Below are 11,883 nucleotides of genomic sequence, written 5' to 3' on the forward strand. Positions count from 1 at the left end.
CTCCGTGCGACGGCCGATGACCAGTCGGCTCACTTATCACTGCGTCGCGGCCGCCGAAAACGTCACACCTGCCGCGAAAAAAGTTCAACGCGCTACGAAATCGCAGGTCAGGGGCGTGTGCCGGGGCGTGCGTCCGCACCATTCCGGTGACCGCCGCTGCCGCTGCCGCCACTGTCGGGGGCTATGCCCGGGCCGTCACCGTTCTCGCCCCTGCCGCCTTCATCGCCTTTGCCGCTCTCGCCGCTCTCGCTGTTCTGGTCCCCTCGGTCGCCGCTGCCGTCGCGGCTCTCCCAGTTGGAGTCGTCCTTCGATTCGCCCTTGGAGTCGCCCTTGGAGTCGTCCTTGGGCTCCTCCTTGGCCTTGGTGTCCTGGCCGGCGGCGGTGCTGTCGAGGATGCCCTCGCAGTACTTCCACACGCGCGTGGAGCCGCCCGCGACGCCCTCCAGGGCGCGTCGGCGTTCGGCGCTCAGGTCCCGCCCGGCGCGTACGTCCTGGCAGGCCCTCGCGGCACCGTTCCACGACGAGCCGGAGCGGGCACCGGCGCGGTCACCGGAGTCGCTGCCCTCGGCACCGGTTCCGCCGTCCGTGCCCCGTGCCGTGTCCCGGCCGGCGGAGCCGGTGCCGTCGGGTGTCGCCGAGCCGGTGACGCCGCCCGCGGTGCCGTACGGCGCGGGCGGGACGAGCGGGGGGGCGGGGCTCGCGGCGGCCGAGACGGAGGCGGCGGGGCCCGGTTCGACGCCGCCGAACGGCGTGGGCAGGACTCCGGTTCCGGCCGCCACCGCGACCCCGCCGACCATGCCGAAGGCCAGCGCGGCGGACAGCCCGAGGCGCACCGGGCGGCCCAGGCGGGGGCGGCCGGCCGCCGGAGCGGGGCGGCCGAGGCGGACGAGCCCGGCGTCCCCGGAGTAGGAGGTGCGGGCGCGCGTGCGGCGGCCCGCGGCCGACCGCTCGGCGCCGCGGGTGGTGCGCGCCGCACGGAACGCGGCCAGCGCGGCGGCCTCGCCGGGGAGTTCGTCGCTGCTCAGCGGGGGTGCCGCCGCGGACAGCGCGCCAAGAGTCTCGGCGAGCCGTTCGGCCCGGTCGCGGGCCGTGGCGTCGACAGCGTTGTCGAACGGCTCTCCGCGCAGCAAGCGCTCCGCCGTTTCGCGGTCCAGCCACCTGTACTGCTCGTCGGCCATCACATGTCCCTCTGCGTCCGCGCGCGTGGATGCGTCACACCGGCGGACGTCACCGCGCGGCCGCGCGGTTCTCGCTGTGTCGGCAGGGCGTCGAGGCCGTCGGCCGATTCCGGATCGGCGCCGAGGAGTTCGGCGAGCCGCTTCAGACCGCGGTGCGCGGCCGTGCGGACGGCGCCCGGCCGCTTGCCGAGCGTCTCGGCGGCGGTCTTGGCGTCGAGGCCCACGACGACGCGCAGCACGACCGCCTCGGCCTGGTCCTGCGGCAGGCGGGCGATGAGGGAGAGGGTGCGGTCGGTGGCCAGGGCCTCCATGGCCTCGCCCGCGGTGTCGGACTCGGCGGCCTTGGCGGTCAGCTCGGTCTCGTCACCGCCTATCGCGGGGCGGCGCCCGCGCATCCGTATGTGGTCCAGGGCGCGGTTGCGCGCGATACGCGCGGCCCAGCCGCGGAAGCGGTCCGCATCGCCGGTGAACCGCTCCAGGTCACGGGCGATCTGCAGCCAGGCCTCGGAGGCGACGTCCTCGGCGTCGAGGTCGCCGACCAGCGTCCGTACGTATCCGAGCAGCCGAGGGTGCACCGTGCGGTACACAGTCCGGAACGCGGTCTCGTCCCCGTCCTGTGCCGCAAGCACCGCGGCCGTCAGCTCCGCGTCGTCCCCCAGCACCGCGCCCCTTTTGCTGCGCCTAAGCCGGCGCCGCTCTCGCGGGCCGGGTCCTCGCCGTCGTGGTTGCTCAATCGATGGTTGCGGTCACAGGCTCCGTGGTGGTCACGGCAGTCCGCCGCTGTCCGCGGTACGGCGCGAAAGGCACGTTACGGCGTGAAACCGCTACTCGTCCATGTCGGTAGAACATGCAACTAACTCGTGACTCGGCAGGTGTGACAGAAAACGCACTCGTGGCGCTGTAGGAAATACGGGCCGCCGCGCGGCCCGTGCCGCGCGACGGCCGGGGCCTCTCCTGTGGGGGGTGGCGGCCCCGGCCGTTGCTTTGGCAGTGAGTTCTCGGCGCCCCGCGGGCGCTCCCAGGTCGCCGCGTACGACCCCGAAGGCGGTCTCGCCCCTGCTGGGCCGGCGTGTGACAGTCCTGGAAGAAGTGTCACAGTTCGTCAGGCCGTGTCCGCCCCGTCGAACCAGTCCTTCCCGGCCGCCCAGTGCGCGACCCAGCCTGCGAACCCCGGCTCGGCGGTGGTGTACCCGAACTCGGCGCCGAACGGGACGGCACCGACGTCCGTTATCTGCCAGACGTGGCCGCGGTGGGGGCCGGTGACGACCAGGTGCCAGTCCATCGCGCAGCCGTCGGTGCCCAGCACGACGGTGCCGTGGTGGCGGACCTGGTCGAGAACCGGGTCGATCTCGTCGGCAGGGCGTTCGTCGTCCTCCCACAGCCACGCTTCCGTCAGCGGGAAAGGCAGGCTCAGGTCGCGCTCCCCGGCGTCATCGCCCCAGTCGTCGGGCACCTCCTCGAGCCCCAGCAGTCCGAACTTCGGCGGTCCGGCGAAGGACCCGTCGGTCACTTCGGCGACGAAGCCGCGGTACGGCTCGGGCAGCACGATGCCGTGCCGGGCCTCGAAGGCGTGGACCGCCTCCCAGCCCAGGGCCGAGGCGCCTTCGTCGGACACGTCGAACGCGGCCCGTAGCGTCGCGAGCTCCGCCGGATCGGCGTGATCGTCTCTCATACGGCATGGATATCAGCCGCCACCGACAACGGCCCCGCCGCCCGCTGCCCAGCTCCCACTGCTCAGCCGCCCGCGCTCGTCGGCGCCGTCGCGTCCCGGCACAGCAGCCGCAGCGACCCCTGGCCCGCGAAACACCGGCGGGCCTCGTCGATCGGGTCCCACAGCCGTCCGTCCGGGGTACGGACCCAGTGGTCCCCGCCAGTCGCCCACCACTCCGCGCCGGTCTGACGGGCGATCACCTCACCGGCGTACGCGCCGAAGCCGCGCAGCACACCCTCCACGGCGGGCTTCGGGGTGCCCTCCCGACGTAGCTCCTCGATCATCCGGTCGACCCGCCACAGGCTCTGCGCCGAGTAGTCGAGCCGCAGCCGCGCGCCCTCGCGCATCGCGGTCACCACGTCCGCCGCCCACCGCACGGGTCTGGTCGCGGCATGGGGCCTGGTCCCCTGCTGTGCGGTGCCCGTCGTCACATAGCTCGTCCCATAGGTCGTCACATTGGGAAGAGCGAGGTCAGCGGCCTTTTCGTCACCCGGATCCGAGCGGTTCCCGCAACCGGCGCAGGACCGCCCCACGTCCCTCGCACGAAGGTCACAGGATTCGCTCAGGTTCGGGGTTTGCGCCCCTGCGCCCGCTGTCCGCCCCGTGCGCCCCGCGCCCGCCGCGACACCACGGCGCGCAGCACCCGCCGCCCCTCCGTGGACACGTCCAGCGCCCGGCGCAGCCCGCCCGCGCCGTGCTCGGCGAGCAGTTCCAGAACGGTGATCTGACGGCGCAGTTCGGCGGCGACGAGCGGCGGCATGCCCTGCGTACGGCCCTCGCGGCGGGAGTCGACCGGGGAGGCGTCCTCGAACGGGTCGAGGAGCCGGTGGATCTGGAGCGAGGCGACCGAGCAGGCGTCGGCCCACAGCCGCACCTCGGCGGCGGTCCGCACGGCCGGGGCGGCGGCGAGCATCCGGTGGGCGAGAAGGGTGGCTTCGTTCTCGGCGGACCGGGCCGGTTCGGCCAGCTTCTCGCGCGCCTGCTCCAGCGACTCGCCCCAGTCACCGGAGCCGGAGCCGAGGCCGGAGCCGTCCGCGAGGCTCCCCCACAGTGGCCGCAGGATCTCGTCATCACCGCCGAGGAGCGGTACGCACCGATCCAAACAAGCCAGTCCGCTCGCGGTCAGTCCGCGTTCGTCGGCCTGACCGATGAGGTCCACCAGGCTCATTCACGCCTCCCTCGCCGGGGCGCCATCCCTTACGGAGCCCGCACTTCCCCTTACTGCGTGCGACCGCTCCGTAGTGTCACAGGAGCACCACGCCGAGCCGGTCGGGCAGAGGAAGAGGTGATTTTCGGCCAACGAGTCCGCGGCGGCGGTGAACCCCGTGAGCAGCGGCCCGGCAGGCGGGCGAACCGCCCGTACACGACCCGCACACGCCCCGGGCTCACCCCAGCCGCGCCGCCAGTGCCTTGAACTCCGTCCAGGAGAGGGCCGGTGTGCCCGGGTCCCACAGCTTCTGGACCGTCGCCCGCAGCGGCATGCGGATCCCGGCCGCGACCTGGTCCTGGGTCTGGGAGTTCGCCAGGTCGGACCAGACCGCGAAGGAACCGCCGAGGATCTGGGCGTCGTACTTCGCCGGCACCTCCGCCGTCTTGCGCAGGACGCGCGGATTCCACTGCTCGTAGATCCGCTGCCCCGTCGGGTAGACGAAGGTCTGCGGCTGTCCGAGCACGTAGTAGAGGAACTCGTCGTTGTAGTTGAGCACCTTGCGCCCCGCGCTCAGGTACTCCGTCGGCTCCCGGGCCCCGATCTCCTTGCCGGTCCAGTAGGCGACCTGGAGGTCCTTGGCGGGCTGCACGGACGTACCGCGGAAGAAACCGTCGTTCCAGACCCGCATCGTGCGGTCGTGGGCGCGGACGGTGTCGGCGCGGTCGTTGAGCCAGCCGGTGGTGAGGTCGGCGACGGTGCCGGAGGAGCCGTACGCCTCCTCGGCCGCGGCGGCCAGCTGCGGGTAGGAGGCCTCGGGGTCCGCCACGGTCAGCGCCTGGTACTCGTCGCCGCCGAGGTGCCACTGACTGCCGGGGAACAGGCCGGCGTACTCGTCGAGCAGGTCGTCGACGATCGTCGCGGACTCCCTCTTGGAGATGTCGATCGCCCCGCGCGTGGCCACCCCCTGCGCGTTGCGCAGCTGGAGGTCGGGGTGGGCGGCGATGACGGCGCCGAGGTGACCGGGCGAGTCGATCTCGGGCACGACCGTGATGTGCCGGCTCTCGGCCAGCTGGACGATCTTCGTGACCTCGGCCTTGGTCAGATGCTGCTGGGAAACGATCTCGGGATGGGTCGTGGACTGGATCCGGAAGCCCTGGTCGTCGGAGAAGTGCAGCCCGAGCTCGTTGTACTTCAGGTCGCCCAGCTCGCGCACCCGGTCCTCGATCCAGGACGCGGTGAAAGGCTTGCGCGCGATGTCCAGCATGAACCCGCGCCGCGGCTTGGCCGGCTCGTCGCGCACGACGCCCTCCGGGGCCGTGGCGCCACCGTGCACCTCCTGCTTGAGGGTGCGGGTGCCGTAGAAGACTCCCGCGTCGGCGGGCCCGCTGATGGTCACCCGGCCGCCGCGCACGGTCATCGCGTACGACTCCGGGTCCGCGCCCTCGTCGTCGTTCAGCGCCAGCCGTACGTCCCCGGCGCGCACGTCGCTCTTCTCGCCCGCGTACGTCAGCCCCAGCTCACCGGCGACCAGCCGAGCCTCGTCGGCCAGCTCGCCGTCGCTCACCACCACCCGGTATCCGGACGCCGGACGCCAGCCCGGACCGCGCGCCGGGGTGTGGGCCCGTACGGCGGGGATGGTGCGCGGGGTCCGGGAGAGGGCGTAGGTGCGAGTGGGTGAGGGACTCGGACTCGACGCCCGTCCGGAGGAGGTCTCGCCCGAGGACGCGGACGCGCTGTCGGAGGCCTGCCGCGCCGCCGAGCCCGCGGGGCTCCCGTCGTCGCCGGAGGCCCAGAGCGCGAGCCCCGTACCGAACGTGGCGACCGCGGCCCCGATCAGCAGTGCCCGCTGCCCCACCTTCTTCTGCGGCGCCCGGCGCCGGTGCTCGCTCACGGCGCCAACCTACGACCCCTGATACGCCGAAGGCGTCCACCACGCGTTCCGAAACTCTCTCGTGCGGGTGAAATTCGGGCATCCGACGGACACGACGTGATCGCTCTCACTACGGTGTTGTCACACCTCTCACAGCATCGCCTGCCGACCTCACGGCATCGCCTGCCGACACACACGTGACGCGAGGACCCACGCTGTCTGCGCACCGTCTTCCCTACCTCCCGGGCCGAGTCGCCATACCCGCCCTCCAGGAGCAGACCCGCACTCCACCGTCTCCGAATCTGCTGGAGAAGTTCAACACCGCGTCCGCCACGGACGCCCACCACCTGCTCCTGGGCTGCCTCCGCAGCCTCCGCTGGGCCAGGCGCATAGCCGACCATCGCCCCTATCCCGACCTGGACTCCCTCCTCGCGGCCTCCGACGAGGCAGCGTACGACCTGACACCGGGGGACCTGGCGGAGGCACTGACGGACGAGACATTGCCGACATTGCCGGACGGAACGTATTCGGCAGCCTATACCGCACTGAGTGCGGCGCACGCGGCATACGAGGCGCGGTTCGGGCACGCGTTCGTCATCTGCCTGGACGGGGTGGCCGGGGAGGAGACCCTGGACCGCATCCTCGAAGGCATCCGGTCACGATTGACGAACGATCCGGAAGAGGAACGGGTGGTGACGGCAGAGGAACTCCGTCGCCTGGCGAGAGAACGGCTGGTCGACACGCTCAAGGGCGCGAGGCAGTAACGTTTTGCGGCTCCTCCGCGTGGCCGCGACCGGCCCCAAGGGGCGCCGCACCTGCCAGTACACAGCCCACTCATCCCCGAAGCCGCCCGTTAATAGCCCGTCCGTGCCCTTTGGGCTACCAGTTTGATCACACCGGCAGGCCCCGCGTCAGCGCCGCAGGCACACGTCGCTACGATGCTGGGGGCCGGTGGACCGTACCCGGCCGGGCCCGTCCGACACCCAAGCCGGCAGGCCCCAATCCCCGCTCCCGGAGGGTTCTTCCGTGCCGGCTGGAACGCTGTACCGCGGCCGGGAAGGAATGTGGTCCTGGGTGGCTCATCGAGTCACCGGCGTCCTCATCTTCTTCTTCCTGTTCGTTCACGTGCTGGACACCGCTCTCGTGCGTGTCTCCCCTGAGGACTACGACAAGGTCGTAGCCACGTACAAGACCCCGATCGTCGGGCTGCTGGAGTACGGCCTCGTCGCCGCCATCCTCTTCCACGCGCTCAACGGCCTGCGCGTCATCGCCGTCGACTTCTGGTCGAAGGGGCCGCGCTACCAGAAGCAGATGCTCTGGTCCGTCGTGGGTATCTGGGTCGTGCTGATGATCGGGGCGATCTACCCCGTCCTCGGCCACGCCGCTCGTGAACTGTTCGGGAGCTGACGCCGCCCATGTCGAATAACGCAGTCACCACTGAAACCACCGCATCCGGGGTCGGCCCCGTCGAGGGCGGTTCCGTCTTCAACGTCGACAACCCGGCGCCCCTCATCGAGGCCCCGCGCGCACGCACCAAGAAGTCCCCGAAGTCCACGCGGGGCAACTTCGAGATGTACGGCTGGCTGTTCATGCGCCTGTCCGGCGTCGTGCTGGTCGTCCTGGTCCTCGGCCACCTGCTGATCCAGCTCGTGCTCGACGGCGGCGTCTCCAAGATCGGCTTCGCCTTCGTGGCCGGCCGCTGGGCCTCCCCGTTCTGGCAGGTCTGGGACCTGCTGATGCTGTGGCTCGCGATGCTGCACGGAGCCAACGGCCTGCGCACGGTCATCAACGACTACGCGGAGCGCGCGAACACCCGGCTGTGGCTCAAGGGCCTGCTCTACACCGCCACGGTGTTCACCATCCTGCTGGGCACGCTGGTGATCTTCACCTTCGACCCGAACATCCGCTAGGCACGGGGCTGAGGTAATCCACTCATGAAGATCCACAAGTACGACACCGTCATCGTCGGCGCCGGTGGCGCCGGTATGCGCGCCGCCATCGAGTCGACGAAGCGCAGCCGCACCGCCGTGCTGACCAAGCTCTACCCCACCCGCTCCCACACGGGCGCCGCGCAGGGCGGCATGGCCGCCGCGCTGGCCAACGTGGAGGAGGACAACTGGGAGTGGCACACCTTCGACACGGTCAAGGGCGGTGACTACCTGGTCGACCAGGACGCCGCCGAGATCCTGGCGAAGGAGGCCATCGACTCGGTCCTCGACCTGGAGAAGATGGGCCTGCCGTTCAACCGCACCCCGAACGGCACCATCGACCAGCGCCGCTTCGGCGGTCACAGCCGCAACCACGGCGAGGCCCCGGTCCGCCGGTCCTGCTACGCGGCCGACCGCACCGGCCACATGATCCTCCAGACGCTCTACCAGAACTGCGTGAAGGAGGGCGTGGAGTTCTTCAACGAGTTCTACGTCCTCGACCAGCTGATCACCGAGGTGGATGGTGTGAAGCGGTCCGCGGGTGTGGTCGCGTACGAACTGGCCACCGGCGAGATCCACATCTTCCAGGCGAAGGCCGTGATCTACGCGTCCGGCGGCACCGGCAAGTTCTTCCGGGTGACGTCGAACGCGCACACGCTGACCGGTGACGGCCAGGCCGCCGTGTACCGGCGCGGGCTGCCGCTGGAGGACATGGAGTTCTTCCAGTTCCACCCGACCGGCATCTGGCGCATGGGCATCCTGCTGACGGAGGGCGCCCGTGGTGAGGGCGGCATCCTCCGCAACAAGGACGGCGAGCGCTTCATGGAGAAGTACGCGCCGGTCATGAAGGACCTCGCGTCCCGTGACGTCGTCTCGCGCTCCATCTACACGGAGATCCGCGAGGGTCGCGGCTGCGGCCCCGAGGGCGACCACGTCTACCTGGACCTCACGCACCTCCCGCCGGAGCAGCTGGACGCCAAGCTGCCCGACATCACGGAGTTCGCGCGCACCTACCTGGGCATCGAGCCGTACACGGACCCGATCCCGATCCAGCCCACCGCGCACTACGCGATGGGCGGCATCCCGACGAACGTCCAGGGTGAGGTCCTCTCGGACAACACCACGGTGGTCCCGGGCCTGTACGCGGCCGGCGAGGTCGCCTGCGTGTCCGTCCACGGCGCGAACCGCCTGGGCACGAACTCGCTGCTGGACATCAACGTGTTCGGCAAGCGGGCCGGCATCGCGGCGGCGGAGTACTCGCACACGGCGGACTACGTCGAGCTGCCCGAGAACCCCGCGTCCCTGGTCGTCGAGCAGATCGAGCGCCTGCGTACGTCCACGGGCACCGAGCGGGTGGCGGAGCTGCGCCGCGAGCTGCAGGACACCATGGACGCGAACGTCATGGTGTTCCGCACCGAGCAGACGATCAAGACGGCGGTCGAGAAGATCGCCGAGCTGCGCGAGCGCTACAAGAACGTCGCGATCCAGGACAAGGGCAAGCGGTTCAACACCGACCTCCTCGAGGCGATCGAGCTGGGCAACCTGCTCGACCTGGCCGAGGTCATGGCGGTGTCCGCGCTGGCCCGCAAGGAGTCCCGCGGTGGTCACTACCGCGAGGACTACCCGAACCGCGACGACGTCAACTTCATGCGCCACACCATGGCGTACCGCGAGGTCGGCGACGACGGCACCGAGTCCATCCGTCTCGACTACAAGCCGGTCGTCCAGACCCGCTACCAGCCGATGGAGCGTAAGTACTGATGGCAACCCCGACTCTGGACAAGGAAGACGCCAAGCCCGAGGCGGGCTTCGCCGACTCCCCGTACATCACGGTCACCTTCCGGATCCGCCGCTTCAACTCGGAGGTCTCGGCCGAGGCGACCTGGGAAGACTTCCAGCTGGAGATCGACCCGAAGGAGCGCGTCCTCGACGGCCTCCACAAGATCAAGTGGGACGTCGACGGCACCCTCACCTTCCGCCGCTCCTGCGCGCACGGCATCTGCGGCTCGGACGCCATGCGGATCAACGGCAAGAACCGCCTTGCCTGCAAGACGCTGATCAAGGACATCAACCCCGAGAAGCCGATCACGGTCGAGCCCATCAAGGGCCTGACGGTCCTCAAGGACCTGGTCGTCGACATGGAGCCGTTCTTCCAGGCGTACCGCGACGTCATGCCCTTCCTCGTCACGAAGGAGACGAACGAGCCCACGCGCGAGCGGCTCCAGACGGCCGAGGACCGTGAGCGCTTCGACGACACGACGAAGTGCATCCTCTGCGCGGCCTGCACGTCCTCGTGCCCGGTCTTCTGGAACGACGGCCAGTACTTCGGCCCGGCGGCCATCGTCAACGCCCACCGCTTCATCTTCGACTCGCGCGACGAGGCCGGCGAGCAGCGGCTGGAGATCCTCAACGACCGCGACGGCGTGTGGCGCTGCCGCACGACCTTCAACTGCACGGACGCCTGCCCGCGCGGCATCGAGGTCACGAAGGCGATCGCAGAGGTGAAGAAGGCGCTGATCACGCGCCGCTTCTGACCTCGTCTTCGCTTCGTCCGTGAGGGCCCCGTTTCCCGGTTGCTTGCCGGGAAACGGGGCCCTCGGGCATGCCGGAACACGATCGGGTGAACGCGGCTGTGCAGGACGTGGGGACGACGCCCTGCCTACGATGATGGCCTCGACCTCGGCCCACAGGAGGCACGCGATGTCCGCTGCAGCCGACGAGCAGCCCTTCGACGACGACGAGCCGGTCTCGCTCACGGCAATCGCCGACGAGATCATGGAACGCCATCCGGGCTACCGCGTCGAGATCATCGGAGGAAATCTCCTCGTGACCCCGTCCCCGGATGTGCCCCACGCTCGTGCTCTGACCGGCCTCATGATCCCCTTCATCGCGGCTGGCCTGCACAGCGACGAAACCGAAGTGCTCCAGGGCATCGGGCTCTGGCTGCCCACCGACACCGAGGATTACGCGATTCCCGACCTCGCGGTGGTGGACGCCGACATCGACGACCACCTCATCGAGAACAACGCGTACGACCCGGTCTGCTTCCGTCTCGTCCTGGAGGTCACCTCCAGGAACTGGAAGAACGACCTGAAGACCAAGGTCGCCGCCTACGCCGAGGCGAAAGTCCCGGTCTACGTCGTCGTCGACCGCAAGCACCAGCGCGTGCACGTCCTCACCGACCCGGTCGGAGACACCTACGAGAACCACCGCCCGCACGCCCCCGGCGAAATCGTCGCCCTCCCCGACTCCATCGGCGCCAAGGTCACCCTGGACGTGGCGGAGATCCTCAAGGCGGGACAGCCGAAGAGCAGCGGCTGAGCCGATCAACGAGGTCCTCGAGTCGGCCCTGTCCTGCGGGCACGCGGCGCCCCGCCGTCCACTGCGAGCCCCCAACCGCACCGTCCATGGCACGTCTGACGAGCTTTCAATCCCTGGTTCGCCGGGGACGGCGCGGCAGGGTACGGCTCACCCCTACGCAATCCGGGGGAAAGTCACCGAAGTGCGGCAACCTGACGGCCAGGCCTCCACCTAATCTGATGGCATGTCAGATGATCAGTGCTACGAACCGCTCGGCTTCGACAACGTCCTGCTCCCCGTCGGTGACCTCGGTGAGGCCGTCGGGTTCTACGAGCGCGCCGGGTTCGCCGTGGGGTTCCGGTTCGACGAGGCCGGGATCGCGCAGTTGAAGGTCGGGGGCGAGACGCCCGGGATTCTGCTGCGGCAGGAGGAGGGGCTGGGGCGTCGGCCACCTCCGTGGCCCTCGCCCCGGATCTGGGTGGAGGTGCCGGATGCCCGGTCCGCGGCACGGGAGTTGGCGGATGCCGGGATCGCGGTGCTCGACGAGCCGTCACCCGTGGCCACCGGGTGGACGGTCGAGATCGCCGACCCCTGGGGGAACGTCCTCGGGTTCACGGACTACTCCAAGCGGCCCGAGCTCGGGCGGAGGTCCTAGGGCCTGTTCTGAGTTGAGATCACGGGAGGGCTGGCAGGCTGCGTAACCAGAGGATGGATCCGCGCAGGTGGAGTCCTGCGGCGTAGCTCTC

At 70.2% G+C, this 11,883-nt stretch carries 13 protein-coding genes; 7 read left to right on the forward strand and 6 right to left on the reverse strand.

The window, feature by feature from the left end; all coding sequences use genetic code 11:
- Positions 1–107 precede the first annotated feature (107 nt).
- The 6 genes from ACFY16_RS41490 to ACFY16_RS41515 form a co-directional block, all read right to left on the reverse strand.
- The gene (locus tag ACFY16_RS41490; RefSeq protein ID WP_390652414.1) at positions 108–1,178 is read right to left on the reverse strand and encodes a hypothetical protein; all 1,071 of its coding nucleotides are present in this window, start codon (positions 1,176–1,178) and stop codon (positions 108–110) included.
- The gene (locus ACFY16_RS41495; RefSeq protein WP_390652415.1) at positions 1,178–1,840 is read right to left on the reverse strand and encodes an RNA polymerase sigma factor; all 663 of its coding nucleotides are present in this window, start codon (positions 1,838–1,840) and stop codon (positions 1,178–1,180) included. The genes ACFY16_RS41490 and ACFY16_RS41495 overlap by 1 nt, the downstream gene beginning before the upstream one ends.
- 440 nt (positions 1,841–2,280) lie before the next feature.
- Complete coding sequence (locus tag ACFY16_RS41500; RefSeq protein ID WP_390652416.1) at positions 2,281–2,850, reverse strand: SMI1/KNR4 family protein; 570 nt, start codon at positions 2,848–2,850, stop codon at positions 2,281–2,283.
- Between the two features lie 62 nt (positions 2,851–2,912).
- A complete protein-coding gene (locus ACFY16_RS41505; protein WP_390652417.1) occupies positions 2,913–3,344 on the reverse strand; it encodes a hypothetical protein in 432 nt (143 codons plus the stop codon).
- Positions 3,345–3,451: 107 nt separating this feature from the next.
- Positions 3,452–4,057: a hypothetical protein gene (locus ACFY16_RS41510; protein ID WP_390652418.1), complete on the reverse strand. Its 606-nt coding sequence runs from the start codon at positions 4,055–4,057 to the stop codon at positions 3,452–3,454.
- 217 nt (positions 4,058–4,274) lie between these two features.
- Positions 4,275–5,876 carry a glycoside hydrolase family 20 protein gene (locus ACFY16_RS41515; protein WP_390652429.1) on the reverse strand — a complete coding sequence of 534 codons (1,602 nt, stop codon included), beginning with the start codon at positions 5,874–5,876 and terminating at the stop codon, positions 4,275–4,277.
- A gap of 230 nt (positions 5,877–6,106) precedes the next feature.
- Between ACFY16_RS41515 and ACFY16_RS41520 the strand changes: the two genes are divergently transcribed.
- The 7 genes from ACFY16_RS41520 to ACFY16_RS41550 all read left to right on the forward strand — a co-directional run bounded on the left by ACFY16_RS41520 (position 6,107) and on the right by ACFY16_RS41550 (position 11,792).
- Positions 6,107–6,673: a 2-oxo-4-hydroxy-4-carboxy-5-ureidoimidazoline decarboxylase gene (locus ACFY16_RS41520; RefSeq protein WP_390652419.1), complete on the forward strand. Its 567-nt coding sequence runs from the start codon at positions 6,107–6,109 to the stop codon at positions 6,671–6,673.
- Positions 6,674–6,935: 262 nt separating this feature from the next.
- Entirely contained in the window at positions 6,936–7,316 is a 381-nt protein-coding gene (sdhC, locus tag ACFY16_RS41525; RefSeq protein WP_133043130.1) for a succinate dehydrogenase, cytochrome b556 subunit, read from the forward strand.
- Positions 7,317–7,324: 8 nt separating this feature from the next.
- Positions 7,325–7,819: a succinate dehydrogenase hydrophobic membrane anchor subunit gene (locus tag ACFY16_RS41530; protein ID WP_390652420.1), complete on the forward strand. Its 495-nt coding sequence runs from the start codon at positions 7,325–7,327 to the stop codon at positions 7,817–7,819.
- A 24-nt stretch (positions 7,820–7,843) separates the two neighbouring features.
- On the forward strand, positions 7,844–9,598 hold the full coding sequence (sdhA, locus tag ACFY16_RS41535; RefSeq protein WP_390652421.1) for a succinate dehydrogenase flavoprotein subunit: 1,755 nt from the start codon (positions 7,844–7,846) through the stop codon (positions 9,596–9,598).
- Positions 9,598–10,371: a succinate dehydrogenase iron-sulfur subunit gene (locus tag ACFY16_RS41540; protein ID WP_390652422.1), complete on the forward strand. Its 774-nt coding sequence runs from the start codon at positions 9,598–9,600 to the stop codon at positions 10,369–10,371. Before sdhA ends, ACFY16_RS41540 begins: the two co-directional genes overlap by 1 nt.
- Before the next feature lie 166 nt (positions 10,372–10,537).
- Positions 10,538–11,158 carry a Uma2 family endonuclease gene (locus tag ACFY16_RS41545; RefSeq protein ID WP_390652423.1) on the forward strand — a complete coding sequence of 207 codons (621 nt, stop codon included), beginning with the start codon at positions 10,538–10,540 and terminating at the stop codon, positions 11,156–11,158.
- A 223-nt stretch (positions 11,159–11,381) separates the two neighbouring features.
- Positions 11,382–11,792 (forward strand): VOC family protein, encoded by a 411-nt coding sequence (locus ACFY16_RS41550; protein ID WP_390652424.1) that lies wholly within the window; start codon positions 11,382–11,384, stop codon positions 11,790–11,792.
- The last annotated feature ends 91 nt before the right edge of the window (positions 11,793–11,883 follow it).

The organism is Streptomyces sp. NPDC001315 (assembly GCF_042896175.1).
Classification (GTDB): Bacteria; Actinomycetota; Actinomycetes; order Streptomycetales; family Streptomycetaceae; genus Streptomyces.